Source organism: Bosea sp. F3-2 (assembly GCF_008253865.1).
GTDB lineage: Bacteria > Pseudomonadota > Alphaproteobacteria > Rhizobiales > Beijerinckiaceae > Allobosea.
Window position 1 is genome coordinate 1,892,537 of sequence record NZ_CP042331.1, and the last position, 19,065, is coordinate 1,911,601.

Annotated in this window: 16 protein-coding genes; 10 read left to right on the forward strand and 6 right to left on the reverse strand. The window is 66.1% G+C overall.

Annotated features, from left to right (window positions below; translation table 11 throughout):
* Positions 1–86 precede the first annotated feature (86 nt).
* Entirely contained in the window at positions 87–2,099 is a 2,013-nt protein-coding gene (locus FQV39_RS08780) for an autotransporter assembly complex protein TamA (RefSeq protein WP_149129944.1), read from the reverse strand.
* A gap of 268 nt (positions 2,100–2,367) precedes the next feature.
* Between FQV39_RS08780 and FQV39_RS08785 the strand changes: the two genes are divergently transcribed.
* On the forward strand, positions 2,368–3,636 hold the full coding sequence (locus FQV39_RS08785) for a GGDEF domain-containing protein (protein ID WP_149129945.1): 1,269 nt from the start codon (positions 2,368–2,370) through the stop codon (positions 3,634–3,636).
* Between the two features lie 52 nt (positions 3,637–3,688).
* On the opposite strand, the gene FQV39_RS08790 is transcribed toward FQV39_RS08785, so the two are convergent.
* Positions 3,689–4,444: a hypothetical protein gene (locus FQV39_RS08790; RefSeq protein WP_149129946.1), complete on the reverse strand. Its 756-nt coding sequence runs from the start codon at positions 4,442–4,444 to the stop codon at positions 3,689–3,691.
* A gap of 132 nt (positions 4,445–4,576) precedes the next feature.
* Between FQV39_RS08790 and FQV39_RS08795 the strand changes: the two genes are divergently transcribed.
* A complete protein-coding gene (locus tag FQV39_RS08795; protein WP_149129947.1) occupies positions 4,577–5,101 on the forward strand; it encodes a DUF4142 domain-containing protein in 525 nt (174 codons plus the stop codon).
* A gap of 18 nt (positions 5,102–5,119) precedes the next feature.
* Here the strand turns inward: FQV39_RS08795 and FQV39_RS08800 are convergent, their stop codons facing one another.
* Positions 5,120–6,385, reverse strand: coding sequence for an alkyl sulfatase dimerization domain-containing protein (locus FQV39_RS08800; protein ID WP_187640220.1), 1,266 nt, complete (start codon positions 6,383–6,385; stop codon positions 5,120–5,122).
* 270 nt (positions 6,386–6,655) lie between these two features.
* Between FQV39_RS08800 and FQV39_RS08805 the strand changes: the two genes are divergently transcribed.
* The 6 genes from FQV39_RS08805 (at position 6,656) to FQV39_RS08830 (ending at position 12,737) form a co-directional block, all read left to right on the forward strand.
* Positions 6,656–7,792 carry an ABC transporter substrate-binding protein gene (locus FQV39_RS08805; protein ID WP_149129949.1) on the forward strand — a complete coding sequence of 379 codons (1,137 nt, stop codon included), beginning with the start codon at positions 6,656–6,658 and terminating at the stop codon, positions 7,790–7,792.
* Positions 7,793–7,954: 162 nt separating this feature from the next.
* Positions 7,955–8,833: a branched-chain amino acid ABC transporter permease gene (locus FQV39_RS08810; protein WP_149129950.1), complete on the forward strand. Its 879-nt coding sequence runs from the start codon at positions 7,955–7,957 to the stop codon at positions 8,831–8,833.
* The gene (locus tag FQV39_RS08815; protein WP_248313298.1) at positions 8,830–9,837 is read left to right on the forward strand and encodes a branched-chain amino acid ABC transporter permease; all 1,008 of its coding nucleotides are present in this window, start codon (positions 8,830–8,832) and stop codon (positions 9,835–9,837) included. Before FQV39_RS08810 ends, FQV39_RS08815 begins: the two co-directional genes overlap by 4 nt.
* On the forward strand, positions 9,834–10,577 hold the full coding sequence (locus tag FQV39_RS08820; protein WP_149129951.1) for an ABC transporter ATP-binding protein: 744 nt from the start codon (positions 9,834–9,836) through the stop codon (positions 10,575–10,577). The genes FQV39_RS08815 and FQV39_RS08820 overlap by 4 nt, the downstream gene beginning before the upstream one ends.
* Before the next feature lie 100 nt (positions 10,578–10,677).
* Positions 10,678–11,415 carry an ABC transporter ATP-binding protein gene (locus FQV39_RS08825; RefSeq protein WP_149129952.1) on the forward strand — a complete coding sequence of 246 codons (738 nt, stop codon included), beginning with the start codon at positions 10,678–10,680 and terminating at the stop codon, positions 11,413–11,415.
* Between the two features lie 197 nt (positions 11,416–11,612).
* Entirely contained in the window at positions 11,613–12,737 is a 1,125-nt protein-coding gene (locus FQV39_RS08830) for a zinc-dependent alcohol dehydrogenase family protein (protein ID WP_149129953.1), read from the forward strand.
* Here the strand turns inward: FQV39_RS08830 and FQV39_RS08835 are convergent.
* A complete protein-coding gene (locus FQV39_RS08835; protein WP_149129954.1) occupies positions 12,727–13,926 on the reverse strand; it encodes an MFS transporter in 1,200 nt (399 codons plus the stop codon). The genes FQV39_RS08830 and FQV39_RS08835 overlap by 11 nt on opposite strands.
* A 48-nt stretch (positions 13,927–13,974) precedes the next feature.
* Between FQV39_RS08835 and FQV39_RS08840 the strand changes: the two genes are divergently transcribed.
* The gene (locus tag FQV39_RS08840) at positions 13,975–14,502 is read left to right on the forward strand and encodes an Lrp/AsnC family transcriptional regulator (protein WP_149129955.1); all 528 of its coding nucleotides are present in this window, start codon (positions 13,975–13,977) and stop codon (positions 14,500–14,502) included.
* A 180-nt stretch (positions 14,503–14,682) separates the two neighbouring features.
* Here FQV39_RS08840 and FQV39_RS08845 read toward each other — a convergent pair whose 3' ends face one another.
* Both FQV39_RS08845 and FQV39_RS08850 read right to left on the reverse strand, forming a co-directional pair.
* On the reverse strand, positions 14,683–16,116 hold the full coding sequence (locus FQV39_RS08845) for an aldehyde dehydrogenase family protein (RefSeq protein WP_149129956.1): 1,434 nt from the start codon (positions 16,114–16,116) through the stop codon (positions 14,683–14,685).
* Between the two features lie 139 nt (positions 16,117–16,255).
* Positions 16,256–16,882, reverse strand: coding sequence for a glutathione S-transferase family protein (locus tag FQV39_RS08850; protein WP_149129957.1), 627 nt, complete (start codon positions 16,880–16,882; stop codon positions 16,256–16,258).
* A gap of 113 nt (positions 16,883–16,995) precedes the next feature.
* Between FQV39_RS08850 and FQV39_RS08855 the strand changes: the two genes are divergently transcribed.
* Positions 16,996–18,981, forward strand: a complete 1,986-nt coding sequence (locus FQV39_RS08855) for a bifunctional 2',3'-cyclic-nucleotide 2'-phosphodiesterase/3'-nucleotidase (protein WP_149129958.1) — start codon at positions 16,996–16,998, stop codon at positions 18,979–18,981.
* Positions 18,982–19,065: the final 84 nt, after the last annotated feature.

The window sequence follows — 19,065 nt, forward strand, 5'->3', positions numbered from 1 at the left end:
TTTGTTTGGTCGCGTTTTCTTCACGCGAATCGGTGCCCACTTCGCTCGAAAACGCTTCAGGCGCGGCATGGTGAGAAGGCGGCGCATCAGAAGGCCTGTCCGATGCTGACATAGAGCGCGACCGGCTTGTCGCCCTTGCGCGGGTTGAGCGGCGCGGCGACATCGACGCGGATCGGCCCGATGCCGGTGTAGTAGCGCAGGCCCAAACCCGCGGCCATCTGCAGCTGCTGCTTGCCGTCCGGGAAGCTCGACTCGAAGGCCGTTCCGGCATCGAAGAAGGGCACGATGCCGATCGTATCGGTAATCTTGATGCGCGCCTCGGCCGAGAGCTCCAGCAGGCTGCGCCCGCCGACGACCTGATTGAACGGCCCCAGCGGCGCAATGCTGCGATAGGCATAGCCGCGCACGGAACCGCCGCCGCCGGCGAAAAAGAGCCGCGTGGGCGGGATCTCGTTGAGGCTCGCGCCCAAGAGCGAGCCGAAGCCGATGCGGCCGGCGAGCACATAGCGCGCATCCTCATCGAGGGCGTAATAGGCGGAGATCGCTGCCTTGGTCTGGTAGATGCCGACGGTCGAGCCGAGGAAGGTCGGATAGGCGGCAAAAGAGGCCGCGGCCCGAATGCCGCGCGTCGGATCGAGCAGGCTGTCGGTCGAATCGTATTTCACCGAGAGCGGGATGCCGACCAGCGTGTATGTGATCTGTCCGAGCACGTCGCTGGTCTGGCCACGTTCCACTTCGAGACCGGCCTGGACTGAGAAGGTGTCGCTGAAGCGACGCATGATCGCGGTGGTGACGTTGGCGTAGCGGGCCGTGTAGCCGCCATAGCGGTTGGTGCCGACACGCTCGCGCGTCGCGACGCCATCGACCAGCCAGTCATAGCGGCTGCCGCCCAATGCCGGCTTCATGAAACTGAAGCCGAAGCGCCCGCCGATATCGGATTCCTCGAAATCTCCGAAACTCTTGATCTTGGTGCCGTCAATGCGCGGCGTAAGGAAGATGCTGCCTTCGAGCCGCAGCCGCTCGGCGCCGCCGAACAGGTTGCGATGCTCCCAATAGGTCTTCACCGCCGGGCCATCGATGGTCGAATAGCGGGCGGAGAAACCGAGCAGGCGCTTCGGCCGCTCGGTGACGTCGACGAAGATCGGCAGGTTACCGGCGCGGTCGAGCTTGTCGCCCTCGCGGATGCGGACGGAGCCGACAGCGGGAATCTTCGCGATCGAGCGACGCGTGTCGGCCAGCGCCTTGGGCGAATAGGGATCCCCAGGCTCGAGATAAATGAAGGAGCGCACGACAGCGGGCGGAATCTCGTCGGTCTGGCCGATCGTGATGTCGCCGAAGCCCGCCAGCGGGCCGGGATCGAGGACATAGGTGACATCCATGATGCCGGCGGCATGGTCGACGACCGGCCTGAGTTCGACAATTTTGGCGAGCGGGCGCGACTGGGCACGCATATAGTCGACCAAAGCCGCCTGCGCGCCGCGCAGCGCAGCCGAGGTCGCGGGCTCGCCCTCCTTCAGCTTCGAGACCTTGAGCGGGTTTGCGATCGCGGGCGGGCCGGGCTCGTCGCGCTCGACCACCTCGATCTTCCGCAGGCCGAAAACCTTGCCGGGCCGGACCCTGATGGTGATCGGCACCGCATCGCGATTGCGATGCGCCTCCAGCGCCCGGATCAAGGTCGCATTCGGCTCCAGCCCAAGCGTCAGCGAAACGCCGTCGACGACCATGGAGACGTCGGCGTTGAAATAGCCCTGCGACCAGAGCGCATCGACGAGCGGGTTGAAATCGGCGGCCATCCGCCGCGCCAGCGTCTCACCGTCCGGCGGCGCATCCTGGCGCAGCCGATAAAGCAGCGAAGCGTCCTGCAGGGTACGGGTCAGCGTCTTGGCATCTTCGGCATCGCCGAGATCGAAGTCGAGCTTGTAGGGCAGACTCGACGCGTTCGCCGCCGGCGGCTCGTCCTTCTTGGTGAAGAGGCCGAACACATCCAGCGACGAAAGATCGAAAGCCCGGGCGGATTCAGCCTGCAGGCCCAGCAGTGTGGCAAACGCACAGCCGCCGCTCAACGCGACAGCATGCCCTGCCCTACGCCACAACCGCATCCGCCCTCCAAAGCCACCCCCGCCACACAATCGAAACCGCGTCCGATACCCGCGCCATCATAAGGCGGGAGCGAGCATGCGCAATGCTCAAGGACCTGTAATCCCTCGGCCTGCGCGCCGGTTCCGGAAAACCCTGTCGTGAAAAGCCTAAGCATTGGTTTTCAAGGCTCTGAAGGTTAATAACTGAATCTCTCTGCCGTTGCCGGTTGCGCTATCGGGCTGAACACCGTTGATCCCTCGTCAGAACGAACTGCGATAGACGCTCAGCATGCCCGGCACCATCCTGCTGCTCACGCAAGCCCTGATCTATTTCGGCGTCATGGCCGCGCTCTTCCGGCTGCGCCACCTGATGGGGCTCGGCGCCTTCCTCTGCGCGCTCGGCGTGATGCACTTCCTGGAGACCTATCTCGCCGCGGTCTTCTTCATCGAGCTGCCCTTCGGCCTGCTCTCGCCGGGCTCGACCGTACTGTTCTCCGGCAAGCTCGCCATCATCCTGCTGTTCTACATCCGGGAAGACGCCGAGACGGTGCGGCAGCCGATCTACGGGCTATTGATCGGCAATTTCCTGATGGTCGCGCTGGTGGCGACGCTCAGGCTCTACGGCCCGCCGGTCACGCTGCCCGGCTACAATCCGGACCTCGTCCTGATCGATCAGATGGGCGCGCTGATGGTCTGGGGCACGACGCTGCTCTTCATCGATTCCATCGCGCTGATCCTGTTCTACGAGCGGCTGCGCCTGCTGTTGCCGCGATCGCTCGTCCTGCGCTCCTGCCTGAGCCTGGCGATCATCCTGACCTTCGATCAGGCCGGCTTCTTCATCGGCCTGCATATGGTGACCGGTACGCCGCTCAGCGCGCTCTTCGGCGGCTGGGTGGCGAAAATGGGCGCCGCCGCGACCTATGCCGTACTGATGGGTCTCTATCTCAATTTGTTCGAACGCCAGACGCCGGAACTTGCGCCGCAGCCGCTTTCGGACATCTTCCAAAAGCTGACCTACCGGCACAAATACGAGGAACTGCTCGGCAAGAGCGGCCGCGACGCCCTCACCGGCGCCCTGACCCGAGAACGCTTCGAGACGCTCGGCCAGACCATTCTGGCGCGAGGCCTCGCGACGCAACGGGCCGTCAGCCTCGCGATCCTCGATGTCGATCACTTCAAGAGCATCAACGACCGCTACGGTCATGTCGTCGGCGACGAGGTGCTGCGGCGCGTCGTGGAATGCCTGCGCGCGGAAATCCGCGGCGACGATCTCGTCTTCCGCTATGGCGGCGAGGAATTCGTCGTGCTTTGCGAGAACATGTCGCATCCCGCGGCACTGGTTTCCGCAGAGCGGATGCGGGTCGCCGTCCACCACACCCTGGCGCAGGAATTCGCCGCGGCGCCGACGGTCAGCATCGGCGTCGCTACCTTCCCCGACGATGCGAAGGACATTCGCGGCCTCGTCGCCCATGCCGATGCGCATCTCTACGAAGCCAAGCGGCAGGGACGCGACCGCGTCGTCGGCAACGAGACAGCGCCACAGGAACTGGGCGCCTAGCGCCTGCGGAAGAGAAGGCGGCGGCAGCGCATACGCCCGCCGCCCTGGTTTCCTATCGAAGCGTCAGAGAAACCGTCGCCAGCGGCGAGAGCTTCGTCACGACCTCGCCCCTGCCGGGCGAGAGCACGCCGCCGCAGAGGCTGCCGGTGGTGATGATTTGCCCCGCGCGCAGGCTGCCGAGATTGTCCTGCTTGCGATTGGCCCAGGCCAGGAAGGGCACCATCGGATCGCCATTGCCGTGGACGGCGGGCTGATCGTAGATCGTCACGCCGTTGAGCGAGATGAAGCAGCCCAGGCCGGTGAGGTCATCGAGTGTCCTGATGTCGACCTCCGGGCCGAGGAAATAGCCGCCATGGCCCATCGCATCGGCGAGCCAGAGCGGAAAGGCGACCTTGCCGAACCAGTTGGCGAGGCGGCTCTCGACGATCTCGATGCCGAGATAGGCCTTGTCGCAGCAGGCGAGCAGCTCCGCCCGCGAATAGGGCTGGGCCGGGCGGAAAGGCACGTCGCGCGCGAGCCGAAGCGCGAGCTCGATCTCGATGCGCAGCTCCGCCCCGATGGCGCCTTCATAGACGTCACCCGGCGCGGGATAGGGGCCAGGCATCAGGCCCGCGATTGGCGTGCCGTCCTCGGCGATGCCGACCTTCCAGCCGGCTTCCGGCAGGTTGAGTGCCCGGCCGACGGCCGCCTGCGTCGCATGACCATCGGCAAGCGTCTCGGGAACCGGCAAAGTCGCCGTCTCGATCAGGGAGCGGCCGCGGCGGGCCCGGACGAGCGCATCACGCACGGTCTCGACAGTGGTCGGCATGGAATTCCCTCAGCATCGGGCAAGGCGGAGCGCCTTCGCCCCTGCTAGCGCAGCGCCCAGAATGCGACAAGGCGCGCTGCGGCGAGTCACCCATGCGATGGAACCTCCGGCCTTCTTCGCGGTTGCCGAAACATGATCTCCAAGCATCACCGTTTTCCGGGAGCGGCTGCGCTCGGCCTTGTCGCACTAGCCCTGCTCGCCTGCGGAAGCGCCCACGCCCAGCAGCCCATCCCCGCGCAAGACTTCGTCACGCAGACGGCGGTCGCGAACATGTTCGGCGTGGAGTCCGCGACGCTCGCCCTGCACAAGAGCAGCTCCCCGGCGATCAAGGATTTCGCCCATCGCCTTGCGGACGACCATGCTGCGGCGACGAGCAGCCTGCGCCGCATCATCGCCAAGCGCTCCGACATTGCTCTTCCCGACCGTCCGGACGGCAAGCATCTCGACCTGCTGCGTGACCTCGCCGACAAGCAGGGCGCCGATTTCGACAGAGCCTATGTCGACGCCCAGCGCAGCGCGCACCACGAATCTACCGCGCTGATGGAACGCTATGCCAGCGAGGGCACCGATCCCGAGCTCAAGGGCTTCGCTGCCCAGACACTGCCGGTGTTCCGTGAGCTCGACCGGAAGGCCAGGGAATTGCCGGCGACGCCTTAGAACGGTTGGGCTCTTCCGTCAGGCCTTCGACCGCCGGGTCGCCTCGCGTTCGTAGACTGCCAGGAAGGCCTTGCCCATCAAGGAGCTTTCCGCCCCGATCAGCGTCCGGAGCACCTCGGCCCGGATCGCCTGAATCTGCCCGTCGTCCGGCATGGCGGCACCAGCGAGCTCAGCGAGTTCGACAGCCAGCCGTGCCTGCCCCTGCCCGGCGAGCGCAAGGGCACGCTCGGCCAGCTTGTCCGCACCACCGGCGAGCCCGGCGAGTTCCGCTGCCAGCTCCGCCGTCTGGGCCGGCTTGAGATGGGCTGCGTTCCCATCGAACCAGCCCGCATAGAAGTGATAGATGCCCCGGACAAGGAACTCCGGGTCGTCGTATTTCGCGAGGAGATAGGGCTTCGCGAGATATTCCGCGGGCACCTTCACGCCACGCAGGATCTCGTCGAGCGTGGCGCCCCGGTTCAGCAGTGCGAGCGTCTCGCGCACCAGATGCTCGAGCGCCTCAGCGCCGTCCCGGAGCATCTGCCCTGCCCGTTCTTCTCCGAAAACCACTGGCCCGTGGCCGGGGATGAGCACGGCCGGCTCAAGCTGCTCCATCCGTCGCAAGGCCGCGGCCCATTCGGCCGCATAGCGCTGCACCTTGCGCGGGTTGCCGGCGTTGGGGAACACCCAGATTACGAAGTCGCCGCTCGCCAGAACCCGGCGCTCCGGCAGCCAGACGAAGGTAGCGTCATCCGTCTCGCCCCGGCCGTGGAAGAGATCGATCTGCTCGCCGCCAATGAAGAGGGACATGCGGTCGTCATAGACCTCGTCCGGTCGACGTTGGCCGATCGGATAGACATATCCCGGCTTGTTGAACTGCTGTCCCTGAACGAGGCTGTTGAAGCCGTGCGTGTCCTCGTAGCGCTGCATGCGCCGCGCGACATTGCGATGGGCGATGATCCGCGGGCGCGGAAGCCCGCGCCTCTCAGCCTCCGCGTCGATGACCGTGATGCCGCTGGTATGGTCGATATGGCCATGGGTGAAGATCACCGTGTGGATCGGCGCGTCATCCCAGGAGCGGATGACGTCGAGCGTCTGCTGCGCCGTCTCCGGCTTGGCGGTATCGATCAGCACCAGCCCCTCGCTGGTCCGGATCGCCGTTACGCTGCCGCAGAAATAGGTCGTGTGGACCGTGATGATGTTCTCCGCGACATGGGTGATGGCGCCGTGCGAGACCGCCGCGGTCCATTCCTCCATCGCGGCGCTGCCATTCCACAGCCGCTCGAACAGCGCGTCCTGAGTCATTCGAACCTCTCCGCCATCCGCCTGCTTCGCCCGGTATCGCTCGCATATAGCCGCGATCTCATCAAACGAACCGCCGCCAGCCGATGTCAGTGACCGCAGCAGATCGAACGACCCGCGTCGCCTGCGCTTCTCCCCTCTGGACATCCCGGCCCAAAGCCGCGCAAGAAGCGAGTGCTTGCGCAGCGTCAGGGTCCCTTAGACGCCGTGCACAACGCTCTCGTCGATGGAAATGAGCCGGCGAAGAAGAAACGGCTTGGGAGGAGTTAGGGAATGAAATCGCTCTGGGTCATGGCCGCCGCGCTTGGCGCCGCCCTCAGCCTGCCCGCACAGGCGCAGGACAAGGTCAAGCTGATTGACGTCATCGAATTGTCGGGCGCGGGCGCCGCCGCCGGCACGAACTGGAAGAATGGCGCCGAGATGGCCGCCGCCGACATCAACGCCAAGGGCGGCATCCTCGGCAAGCAGATCGAGATCGTCCATTACGACACGCAGACCAATCCCGGTAACACCCGCGCCGCCGTGCAGCGCGGCATCGATGAAGGCGCCTATGCCATCCTCGGCCCGATCTTCTCCGGCCCGATCGGCGCCTCCATGCAGATCTCGCAGCGCGCCGAAGTCGCCCAGATCGTCGGCGGCGAGGCAGCCGGCTTCACCCGGCAGGGCAACCCCTACATCTTCCGCACCTCGATCAGCCAGGCGGCGGCGATGCCGAAGATCGCCAAATACATGAAGGATACGCTCAAGGCTGGCTCGATCGCCGTGGTCTGGGTCAACAACGACTTCGGCAAGGGCGGGCGCGACACCATCCTGCCCGAGCTCGAAAAGGCCGGCATCAAGGTCGCCGTCGACGTCTCGACCGAGCAGGGCCAGGCCGATTTCACAGCCGATGCAATCAAGGTGAAGAATGCCAATGCCGACGCAGTCTTCGTCTATCTGAACGAGGAAGAGAGCGCCCGCTTCCTGCGCGCCGCCAAGCAGCAGGGCATCACCAAGCCGATGATCGGCGAGACGACGCTGCTCGGCGCCAAGGTGCTGGAACTCGCCGGCGACGCCGCCAACGGCGCCAAGGGCCATGTCGGCCTCTCGACCGATGCGCCGATCCCGGCTCTGCAGGAGTTCGGCAAGCGCTACCGCGAGAAATACGGCTTCTCCTCGGACCATAACGGCATCAAGGGCTACATGGCCGTCTTCATGGTGAAATGGGCGACCGAAAAGCAGAAGAAGCTCGACAAGAAAGGGCTCGCCGACACACTGCGCGGCGCCTCCATCAAGGCGAGCGAGGAACCCGGCATCCTGATCGACACCGTGATCGAGCAGAACGGCGATCTCGACCGCGAAAGCTTCCTCGCCGAGGTCGTGAACGGCAAGCAGGTGATCAACACGACGCTGCCGAAGATCAAACAGTAAGCAGCCGTTTCGCCCTCGACATAATCCCGGGCGAGCAGCGCTCGACCCGGGATCCATCGAAGGGCGTCGCGGCTGCATGGATCCCGGATCTCGCTTCGCTTCGTCCGGGATGACGCGCGCGAATTGAACACGCAACGCTCTCCAACCAAGCGCACAACCGCCATGGCCGAATTCATCGCCTATCTCATCGCTGGCATCGCCACGGGCGCGATCTACGCGCTCGCCGCGATCGGCTTCACGCTGGTCTGGCAGACCTCGCAGACGATCAACTTCGCCCAGGGCGAGTTCGTCATGCTGCCGGCGGTGCTGATCCTGCTCGCGGTCAAGCTCTTCGACCTGCCGCTCTGGGCCGGAGGCCTGATCGGCATCGCGGTCTTCCTGCTGGTCTTCGGCGCCGGCTTCAAGCTCGTGGTCGTCGACCCGATGATCAAGCACGGCGTGCTGCCGCTCGCCATCGCCACCATGGCGCTGTCGATCATCATGAAGGAAGGCGCCAAGGACGGCTTCTCGGCCGAGGCGCAAAGCTTCCCATCGCTGGTGCCGACGGACATGGTCAACCTGCTCGGCGCCGCGATCTCGCTGCAGCATCTCGCGATCATCGTCGTCGCCTTTGCGGCCATCGGCCTGCTGCAATGGTTCGTCGGCGGCACGAAGCTCGGCCGGCAGATGCAGGCGACGGCCCAGAACCCCACGGTCGCGCGCATCCTCGGCATCCCCGTCGAGCGGATGGTGCTGCTCACCTTTCTGCTCAACGCCGCGCTCGCCGTCGTCGCCTCGCTGCTGATCTCGCCGATCTATCTGGCGAAATTCTCGAACGGCGAAACCATCGGCCTCTTCGCTTTCATCGCCGCCATCGTCGGCGGCTTCAACCAAGTGCGGGGTGCGCTCGTCGGAGGCATCCTGATCGGCGTCGCGGATTCGCTTGCCGCCGCCTATATCTCGACGCAATACCGGCTCGCGGTGCCGCTGGTGCTGCTGGTAGCCATCATCCTGATCAAGCCGGAAGGGTTGATGGGCCGCAAGGAGGAGCGCCGCGTATGAGCGCCCCTGCCCTGCAAACCTCCGCCGCTTCGCCGCGCCGCTCCACCCGCCGGATCGACGCCGCGCTGATCGCGTTCTTGATCGGCGCCGTCGTCCTCTGGTTCGCGCCGGTCGGCATGGGCCGTTACGGCACCTATGTGCTCTCGCTCTGGCTGGTGATGAGCATCGGCGTGATGGGGCTCAACCTCACGCTCGGCTATGCCGGCCAGAGCTCGCTGGCGCAGGCCGCCTTCATAGGGCTCGGCGCCTACAGCACCGCGATCCTGACCACGAAATACGGCGTGAACTGGTATGCCGCCTTCGGCCTCTCGGGCCTGCTCACCTTCGCGGTCGGCATCCTGCTCGGCTTCCCGGCGCTGCGGGTGCGCACGCATTACCTCGCCTTCGTCACCCTCGCCTTCTCGACGCTGATCTGGCTCGTCCTGCGCAACGAGCAGTGGCTGACCGGCGGCGTCTTCGGCATCTCCAACATCAACCGGCCGGAGTTCTTCGGCATCAAGCTGTTCGGCGCGCTGGAATTCCACCGCTTCGTCGTCGTCGTCACGCTGATCCTTTCGCTGGCGCTGTGGTGGCTGATCCGCTCACCCTGGGGCCGCGCCTTCACGGCGCTGCGCGAGAACCCGGTCCGGGCTGCAAGCCTCGGCGTCGATACCCGCGCCTACACGCTGCTCGCCTTCGCCATCGGCTCGGCCTATGGCGGCTTCGCCGGCTCGCTCTATGCGCCGCTGGTCGAGTTCATCGACCCCTCCCCGTTCTCATTGTCGCAGAGCCTGTTCCTGCTGCTGATGGTGGTCGCGGGCGGCGCCGGCTATCTCTTCGGCCCCTTCGTCGGCGCGCTGCTCGGCGTCGTCCTGCCGGAATGGCTGCGTTTCGCCGGCTCGCTCTACCTCATCATCTTCGCGGCCATCGTGCTCGCGCTGCTGGTCGTCTGCCCGCAGGGCATCAGCGGCCTCGTTGAGCGCGGCTGGGCCGCATTGCGGCGCAAGGCGGGAGGCGCGCCATGAGTCCGGTCCTTGAGGTCCACGACCTGCACAAGGCCTTCGGCGGCATCAAGGCCGTGAACGGCGTTTCCTTCTCCGTCAACGAGGGCGAGATCCTCGGCATCATCGGGCCGAATGGCTGCGGCAAGTCGACCCTGTTCAACTGCATCCTCGGCCAGCTCGAACCGACGCAGGGCGCGGTGAAGCTCGACGGGCAAGATGTCACCAATATGCGCCCTTCAAAGCTCAACCGGCTCGGCGTCAGCCGCACCTTCCAGCTCCTGCAGGTCTTCCCGGAATTATCGGTGCGCGAGAATCTGATCCTGGCCGGCCAGGAACATCAGGGCTCGATGCTCGGCCGGCTGTTCGGCGCGCGCGATGCGGGGCTATCCGAGAAGGCAGAGCAGATGATCGGCTTCTTCAAGCTCGGCCATCTCGCCGGGGCCAAGGCCGGCGGCTTGTCCTACGGCCAGCAGAAACTGCTCGACGCCGCCATGGCCTTCATGGCGGGGCCGCGCCTCGTGCTGCTGGACGAGCCGGCCGGCGGCGTCAACCTGACCATGCTGGGCGATTTGAAGGAGCGACTGCGCGCCATCAACGCCGAGCAGGGTGCGACCTTCGTGGTGATCGAGCACAACATGGATTTCGTGATGAGCCTGTGCTCGCGCGTGATCGTGCTGGCCGAAGGCAAGGTGCTGGCCGAGGGCACGCCCGCCGAGGTCCGCGCCGATCCGGCGGTGATCGAAGCCTATCTGGGGCATTGAAACATGCGTCATTCTCGGGCGGAGCGCAGCGCAGACCCGAGAATCTCCGGCAAGAGATGCTCGGGTCGAGCCCGAGCATGACGGTAGGACGGAGCTAGGAATGAGCACCCCCATCCTCGACCTCGACGGCGTGGTCGGCGGCTACGGCGCCATGACCATCCTGAACGGCACCAGCTTCGCGGTGAAGCGCGGCGCGATCACCACCGTCATCGGGCCGAACGGCGCCGGCAAGTCGACCGTGTTCAAGGCGATCTTCGGACTGCTGAAACTCCGCGAGGGCCGCATCCGCTTCGATGGGCGCGACATCACCGGCTGGAATCAGCGCAAGCTGCTCGAAGCCGGCATCTGCTATGTCCCGCAGGGGCGCAACATCTTCCCGGAGCTGTCGGTCCGCCACAACATCGAGCTCGGCACTGTCGCCGCCGGCTCGGGCATTACCGACATGCCGCGGCGGCTGGAGGCGGCGCTCGACCGTTTCCCGGCACTCCGGCGCAAGGCCGACGCCCAGGCCTCGACGCTCTCCGGCGGCGAGCAGAAGCAGCTCGAAATCGTGCGCGGCCTGCTGCTCGACCCCAAGCTCGTGCTGATCGACGAGCCCTCGATCGGTCTCTCGCCGCTGATGGTGCAGGAGACCTTCGGCATCCTGAAGGAATTGCGCGCCAAGGGTGTCTCGATCCTGATGGTCGAGCAGAACGCCCGCTCCGCGCTGGAAATCTCCGACGAGGGGCTGGTGCTCGAACTCGGCCGCACGCGCATGCACGGACCGGCGGCGGAGATCCTGGCCGATCCGCGCATCGGGCAGCTCTTCCTCGGCGGCACGCTGAGCGAGGTGGCCTGAGCGGCGCCCGAACACCCTCCCCGTCATTGCGAGCGCAGCGAAGCAATCCAGGGGGACCGGGTGCAACGTTCGACCCAGTCCCTCTGGATTGCTTCGTCGCTTCGCTCCTCGCAATGACGGTAGACGCATCCGGCCTTTGACAGCGGCGCCCTCTCCTGTCGGGATAGCATCGAGTTACGAGACCGGAGCTTGCGCCCATGAAGATTCGCGCCGCCGTCCTGAACCAAAGCCCGGTTGCGGCTCCCTTCGCGCAAAGCCGCCCGCTGCGGATCGAGGAACTCGACCTCGCCCCGCCCGGCCGCGACGAGGTGCTCGTCAAGGTCCGTGCCGCGGGCCTCTGCCATTCCGATCTCTCGGTGATCGACGGCAACCGCCCGCGCCCAGTGCCGATGGTCCTCGGCCACGAGGCCGCCGGTGAAGTCGTCGAGACCGGAGAAGGCGTCGACGACCTCAAGCCCGGCGACCGGGTGGTGATGGTGTTCGTGCCCTCCTGCGGACATTGCGCGCCCTGTGCCGAAGGCCGCCCGGCGCTCTGCGAGCCCGGCAACGCCGCCAACGGGCGCGGCGAGATGCTGGGCGGCGGGCGCAGGCTCTCCGTCGATGGCCAGCCGGTGCATCACCATATCGGCGTCTCAGCCTTTGCGGAACATGCGGTGATCTCGCGCCGCTCGCTGGTCAAGGTCGAGGCGGACATCCCGCACGAGATCGCGGCGCTGTTCGGCTGTGCCGTGCTGACCGGGGTCGGCGCCGCCGTGAACACGGCACGGATCAAGGCCGGCGAGACGGTAGCTGTTGTCGGGCTCGGCGGCGTCGGGCTTTCGGCCTTGCTCGGCGCCATCGCCTGCGGCGCCTCGCGCGTCGTCGCCGTCGATCTCGCGCAAGACAAGCTCGACCTGGCGCTGGCGCTCGGCGCGACCGACGCCTTCAAGGCCGATGCTCCGGACGTGATCGAGGCGATCAAGCAGGCGACGAAGGGCGGCGTCGATCACGGGCTGGAGATGGCCGGCTCGGTCAAGGCGCTCGACCTCGCCTATCAGATCACAAGGAGGGGCGGCACGACGACGACCGCCGGCCTCGCCAACCCGGCCCATACGCTCTCGCTCTCACCGGTCCGGCTCGTCGCCGAGGAGCGGACGCTAAAGGGGTCTTATGTCGGCTCCTGCGTGCCCTCGCGCGACATCCCGCGCTTCATCGAGCTCTATCAGCGCGGGCGTCTGGCCGTGGACAAGCTCTGGACCAGTTCGGGCAGCCTCGACGAGATCAACGAAGGCTTCGATGCGCTGAACGAGGGCCGCACGATCCGTCACATCGTCAGGATGTGACGCGGCGCAAGGCTTTCGCGCGAGCGAAAGTGGCCGAGATCGCGGCCAGCAACATCAAACCCGCCGCAGCGACCGGTAGGACAGCGAAGCCTGCCGCCGTATAGAGCGGGCCGAAAGAGGCCGTGCCAACGAACAGCGCGAGATAGGTCACCCCGCTGTTGAGGCCCATCACGGCGCCGCGGCGCGCGGGATCGAGCGCGCCGAGGCGCATGATCAGCACGTTCAGCGCGAAATGGTTGGCGAGGCCCCAGAGGAACACGGCCGCCAGCATCAGCACATAGCTGCCGCTCACCGCACCCATGCCAAGGTAGACGCCCCCGACCGCCAGGAACATCGCCGGCAGGAAGCGCCCGGCATCGAAGCGGTCGATCAGCCCGTCGAGGAAGGCCGCCGCCCCGAAACCGAGACCATAGGTCAGCGCAAGCAGGCCGTTGGCGCTGAGCGAGAGGCCGAGAGCGCGATGCAGGTGATCGCCGATATAGGCGTAGACGCCGTAGAAGGACGCCATGAAGCCGGCGCAAGCGACGAGGAGCGGCACCACGCCGGGCACGCGCAGCGCCGCCAGCGGCGAGGAGGTCGTCGCCGCGGCCGGCGCACCCTGCAGCTTCATCGCCTGCGCGACCAGTAGGGCGAACGTGCCGGCGCCAGCCGCAAAGGCGTAGACCAAGCGCCAGCCAATGCTGTCGGCCATCACCGCCGAGAGCGAGACGCCAGCGACCATGCTCAGCGTCCAGCCAGAAAGCACGATGCCGATCGTGTCGCTCTCGCGTCCAGCCGGCGCGACTGCCGCCGCAAGCGTATAGATCGAGGGCAAGGCCACGCCGGCCGCGAGTCCTGCCACGAACTGCGCGCCGACCAGCACCGGCAGGACTGGCGCCGCCGCGCTGCTGGCCAGAGCCAGGGTGAAGAGCGCCAGCGCCGCGCGCAGCGTCACCCCTGCGCCGAAACGATCGATCAGGCGACCGAGCAGGATGGCAGCGAGCGCGGTCCCAATGCCGAACGCGCCGGAGGCGGTCATCACGGCCGGTGTATCGCGCCCGAAGCTTTCCGCCACCTGCGGCGCAATCGGACCGAGCACAAGCGAATTCGAACCGATGACGGCGATGCAGAGGCACAGCGCATAGGCTGCGACCGGGATCCGGGTCGCCGGCAAGGCCGCGACAGACGAGTGTTGATTGACGTTCGGCATAGCGACAGAATGGCCGAATAGAATTCACGTTCAATCGGATTCAGGGCCATGGATAAAAAAACAGATGGGGTTCGGCGTGAACGCTCTGCGGAGCGCACGCTCGATGCGATGGACCGAAAGCTGTTAGGTGTTCTGGTCGAGGATGCGACGGAGAGCTACGCCCGCATCGGCGAGCGGGTGGGACTGTCGCCGCCGGCGGCGCATGAGCGGATCAAGCGGCTGAAGCAATCGGGCGCGATCCGGCAGGTCGCGGCGCTGATCGAGCCGGCGGCCACCGGCAAGACCCTGCTCGCCTTCGTGCATGTCGACACCACCGGCTGGGGCAAGACGCCGGCGCTGATGGCGATCCGGGAGCACCCGGAAGTGGAGGAGATCCATTCCGTCGCCGGCGACACCTGCATGCTGCTGAAGGTCAGGACCGAGAATACCCATGCGCTCGAAGGGCTGCTCGGGCGGCTCTACGACACGCCCGGCGTCAAGGCGACGCGCAGCTATGTCGTGCTCTCGACCTATCTGGAGCGGCCGGTCCAGCCCGGTGTAACGGCGAGCTGGCCGAAGCCGGCGGCGGCCGGCTAGAACGGCAGCCCATTATGCGCGCCGTCATTCCGGGCGCAGCCCTCGGGTCCGATCTTCGATCGGCCCAAGGATGAACTCCGCGGAGACCCGGAATCCATCCCAGAGCGTGGCGCCTTCCGATGGATTCCGGATCGGCGCGGCTTCGCCGCTTGTCCGGAATGACGGCGGTGTAGAACGAGGTTACCCGTGCTTGTGCACGATGGTCTTGGTCACCGCGAACTCCTCGAGCGCGATGAAGCCCTTCTCGCGGCCGTGGCCGCTCTTGCCGGTGCCGCCGAAGGGCAATTCGATGCCGCCGCCGGCGCCGTAGCCGTTGATGAACACCTGGCCGGCGCGGACGCGCTTCGAGACGCGCTGCTGGCGCCCACCATCCTTCGTCCAGACGGCCGCGACGAGGCCGTAATCCGTGCCGTTGGCGGCCTTGATCGCATCCTCCTCGTCGTCGAAGGGGAAGGCGGCGAGCACGGGGCCGAAGACCTCGTCCTGCTCCAGCCGGTTGCCGCGCGGCACCGGGCCGAACAGCGTCGGCTGGACGTAGAAGCCGCCATTCGGCACACCCTGCGCGATCTGGCCCTGCGCGATCACCGGGATGCCGGCCTCGCGGCTCTGATCGATGAAGCTCTGGACGCGGCCGCGCTGCTTGGCGTTGATGACCGGGCCGCAATCGAGGTCCATCTCCGGCGTGCCGGCCTGCAGCTTGGAGAACTGCTTGGCGACGGCGGAGACGACGTCATCATAGATACTCTTCTGGACGAGCAGGCGGCTGCCGGCCGAGCAGGTCTGCCCGGTGTTCTGGACGATGGCCTTGCAGGCGATCGGCACCAGCGTGTCGATATCGGCATCCTCGAAGACGATCTGGGGCGACTTGCCGCCGAGCTCCAACGTGCAGGGAATGAGATGCTCGGCGCAGGCATGCTGCACCATCTTGCCGACCTCGGGCGAGCCGGTGAAGGACATGAAGCCGATGCCCTGATGGGAGGAGAGCGCCGCGCCCGCTTCATGGCCGCGGCCAGCGACGATGTTGATCGCGCCGTCGGGGAAGCCGACCTCGGTGGCAAGCTCAGCAAGACGGAAGGCCGTGGCACAGGCGTCCTCAGCGGGTTTCAGAACCACGGCATTACCCATAGCGAGCGAGGCGGTGAGCGATCGCCCGATCATCTGCGCCGGGTAGTTCCAGGGCAGGATGTGGCCGGTGACGCCGTGCGGCTCGTGGATGACGCTGACGCTGTAGCCGTTCAGGAAGGGGATGACGTGACCGTGCACCTTATCGGCCGCGCCGCCATAGAACTCGAAATAGCGGATGGTGGCATCGATGTCGGCACGGGCCTGGCTCATCGGCTTGCCAGTGTCGCGGGCCTCGAGCTTCGCCAGCTCGTCGAAATGATCCTGCACCTTGAGCGCAAGCTTCGAGATCAGGCGCCCACGCTCGGCCGCCGTCAGCTTGCCCCAGGCGCCGTCGAAAGCGGCTCGCGCAGCCGTGACCGCGGCGTCGATGTCGGCGGCGTTGCCGCAGGCGATGCGGGCGAATTCCTCGCCGGTGGCCGGGTTGAGCTTGGCGATGGTTTCGCCTGTCTGGCCAGCGACATAGCGGCCATTGATGAAATGTTGATTCATGTTCGCTCCCGATCGCTCTGGCCGAAGGCGCCGCCCCGGCTGAATCGTGGCGCAAGCTGCCGGTTGACGGTCTCCGGCGCAAGTCGGCGGCAGGCCGGGGCGCCCCGCAACGCGTGCAGGACCACCCGCAGCATCGGGATCAAACGGGCGGGACGAAGGGCTGCGAGATCGCGCTGAAGACGGGCAGCACTTCGAGAGCCGCAGCGTGCGCTCCCAGCGCCGGTACATCCGCATCGTCGATAAAACCCGGATGCGCCTCCCTGATGAAGCGCAGCGAGACCGCCACGGCGATATCGGCATGGGTCATCGCGTTGCCGAACCAGTAGGGACCGGTCCGGCCGGCACGATCGCGCTCCAGGGCCGCGAGCGTCGAGAGAACCTGGCTGCGGCAACGATCCGCCCAGACGGCGGAAACCTCCTTGTGGAGCCGCAACTCGTAGAACAAGCTGACGGCCTTCTCGGCTGCCCCCATGGCGAGCGCGACCACAGCGAGGATATGGCGACGCCTCGCACCGACGCGCGGGCAGAGGGCGCGTTCCTCCCCGGCCAACTCATCGAGACAGTCGATGATGCTGACGCTGTCGAACAGAACCTCGCCATCGTCGAGCACCAGCGTGGGCACCCGCATCAGCGGATTGAAGGCGCGGACCTGATCGCCTTCACCGAAGACGGACCAGGGCCGATGCTCGAAGGCGAGGCCATAGAGCGCCAGCGCGATGCCGACGCGGCGGACGAAGGGCGAGTCGTACTGGCCGATCAGGATCATGGCGGGCCTCGTTCAGCATGTTCCCACAGAGCGGCGGAACATGCATCTTTCCCCTGTCATGGGCTTGCCGCAATGCTACCCTCCTGCTCCGTTGCGCGAAGCGGGAGCAGCACATGGCGCAGGATCGTCTGGCACAGCGTCATCGGGCGCGAGATCACCATCTCAACCGGCGAGAGACGCTGAAGGGCGGAGCTGCGATCGTCGCGAGCGCCGCCCTGCCCGCTGCCGCCGAGACGCCGGCGCGGCTCAAGCTCAGGGTGCTCGAAACCACCGATCTCCACGTCAATGTCGTGCCTTACGACTATTTCCGCGACGGGCCGGACGACACGGTCGGCCTCGCCAAGACCGCGAGCCTGATCAAGGCCGCGCAGGGCGAGGCGAAGAACAGCCTGCTCTTCGACAATGGCGATTTCCTGCAAGGCTCCTCGCTCGGCGACTACATCGCCTACAAGAAGGGGCTGAAGGCCGGCGAGACCCATCCGATGCTCGCCGCCATGAACGCCCTGCCCTATCTCTGCGGCACGCTCGGCAACCACGAGTTCAACTACGGGCTGGAGTTCCTTGAGCACGGCCTCGCCAAGGCCGAATTCCCGCTGGTCTGCGCCAATGTCGAGCGCATCGGCGGCTATCCGCTGGTCGATCCCTGGCGGTTGTTCGAGCAGAGCTTCGAGGACGAGGCCAACGCCAAGCATGTGCTCAAGATCGGCGTGATCGGCTTCGTGCCGCCGCAGATCATGCAGTGGGACAAGGCGAATATCGACGGCAAGCTCGTCGCAACCGACATCGTCGATGCGGCCGAGAAGCATATGCCCGATCTGCTCGACGCCCAGCCCGATCTCGTCATCGCGCTTTGCCATTCCGGCATCACCGGCGGCGTGCGACGCGGCATGGAGGAGAACGCCGCGCTGCACCTTTCAAAGATCGAGGGCATCGACGTCATCCTGACCGGCCATCAGCATCTGGTCTTCCCGGGCGGCAAGGCCTTCGACGGCATTCCCGGCGTCGACAACGTCAAGGGTGCGCTCAACGGCAAGCCGGCCTGCCAGCCGGGCTTCTGGGGCTCGCATCTCGGCATCCTCGATCTCGAATTGGAAAAGCGTGGCGAGCGCTGGAGGGTCGCTGACTTCAAGGTCGAGGCGAAGCCGATCTATGAGCGCACGCCGGATCGCAAGATCGTGCCCAAAGCCGCGGCCGAGCCGGCGATCCTGGCGACCGTCAAGGCCGACCACGAGGCAACGCTAAACTATATGCGCGAACCGGTCGGCAGCACCGCCTCGCCGATCAATTCCTTTTTCGCCCTGGTGACAGACGACCCTTCGATCCAGATCGTCGCCGAGGCGCAAATCGCCTATGCCAAGCCGCTGATGGCCCAGACGCGCTGGAAGGATCTGCCGATCCTTTCGGCGGCTGCTCCGTTCAAATCGGGCGGACGCGCCGGCCCGTCCTTCTACACCGACATCCCGGCCGGGCCGCTGGCCCTGAAGAACATCGCCGACATCTACCTCTACCCGAATACGGTGCAGATCGTGAAAGTCACCGGCGCCGAGATCGGGGAATGGCTCGAGCGCTCGGCCGGAATCTTCAACCGCGTCGATCCGGCGAAGACCGAGGAACAGCCGCTGATCAATCCCGGCTTCCCGGCCTTCAACTTCGACGTCATCGATGGCGTCACCTATCGGATCGACGTGACACAGCCCTCGCGCTACGACACCGACGGCAAGCTCGTCGCGCCGCAGGCGCGCCGCATCCTCGACCTCGCCTTCGCGGGGCAGCCGATCGACGAGCAGGCCAATTTCCTGGTCGTCACCAACAATTACCGCGCCTCGGGCGGCGGCAATTTTCCGGGCACGCGGACGACGGTCGTGCTGGAAGCACCGGACCTCAACCGCGATGTCATCGTCCGTCACATCATCGGGAAAAAGGCGATCGAGCCGAAGGCTGATGGCAACTGGTCGCTGGCGCCGCTGCCAGCGGGCGTCAACGTCACATTCACGACGTCACCGGCGGCGGCCGGTAAACGGCCGGCGAGCCTGAAGGCCGAGCCCGCTGGTGAGAACGCAGAAGGTTTCATGAGGTACCGGCTGGAGGCAAAAGCCTGAATATTAATCGAATTTTGCACAAGTTATCGGCGAACCTTCAGAAAGCACACACCGTTCCTTAACAAGTTTTTATCGAGAATGGAG

Excerpts from the sequence above, each read along its gene's own strand:
- FQV39_RS08855 (WP_149129958.1), top strand. The coding sequence starts at position 16,996 with ATGGCGCAGGATCGTCTGGCACAGCGTCATCGGGCGCGAGATCACCAT.
- FQV39_RS08820 (WP_149129951.1), top strand. The coding sequence starts at position 9,834 with ATGAGTCCGGTCCTTGAGGTCCACGACCTGCACAAGGCCTTCGGCGGC.
- FQV39_RS08845 (WP_149129956.1), bottom strand. The coding sequence starts at position 16,116 with ATGAATCAACATTTCATCAATGGCCGCTATGTCGCTGGCCAGACAGGC.
- FQV39_RS08790 (WP_149129946.1), bottom strand. The coding sequence starts at position 4,444 with ATGCCGACCACTGTCGAGACCGTGCGTGATGCGCTCGTCCGGGCCCGC.
- FQV39_RS08780 (WP_149129944.1), bottom strand. The coding sequence starts at position 2,099 with ATGCGGTTGTGGCGTAGGGCAGGGCATGCTGTCGCGTTGAGCGGCGGC.
- FQV39_RS08835 (WP_149129954.1), bottom strand. The coding sequence starts at position 13,926 with ATGCCGAACGTCAATCAACACTCGTCTGTCGCGGCCTTGCCGGCGACC.
- FQV39_RS08825 (WP_149129952.1), top strand. The coding sequence starts at position 10,678 with ATGAGCACCCCCATCCTCGACCTCGACGGCGTGGTCGGCGGCTACGGC.
- FQV39_RS08795 (WP_149129947.1), top strand. The coding sequence starts at position 4,577 with ATGATCTCCAAGCATCACCGTTTTCCGGGAGCGGCTGCGCTCGGCCTT.
- FQV39_RS08785 (WP_149129945.1), top strand. The coding sequence starts at position 2,368 with ATGCCCGGCACCATCCTGCTGCTCACGCAAGCCCTGATCTATTTCGGC.
- FQV39_RS08810 (WP_149129950.1), top strand. The coding sequence starts at position 7,955 with ATGGCCGAATTCATCGCCTATCTCATCGCTGGCATCGCCACGGGCGCG.
- FQV39_RS08805 (WP_149129949.1), top strand. The coding sequence starts at position 6,656 with ATGAAATCGCTCTGGGTCATGGCCGCCGCGCTTGGCGCCGCCCTCAGC.
- FQV39_RS08830 (WP_149129953.1), top strand. The coding sequence starts at position 11,613 with ATGAAGATTCGCGCCGCCGTCCTGAACCAAAGCCCGGTTGCGGCTCCC.
- FQV39_RS08815 (WP_248313298.1), top strand. The coding sequence starts at position 8,830 with ATGAGCGCCCCTGCCCTGCAAACCTCCGCCGCTTCGCCGCGCCGCTCC.
- FQV39_RS08840 (WP_149129955.1), top strand. The coding sequence starts at position 13,975 with ATGGATAAAAAAACAGATGGGGTTCGGCGTGAACGCTCTGCGGAGCGC.
- FQV39_RS08800 (WP_187640220.1), bottom strand. The coding sequence starts at position 6,385 with ATGACTCAGGACGCGCTGTTCGAGCGGCTGTGGAATGGCAGCGCCGCG.
- FQV39_RS08850 (WP_149129957.1), bottom strand. The coding sequence starts at position 16,882 with ATGATCCTGATCGGCCAGTACGACTCGCCCTTCGTCCGCCGCGTCGGC.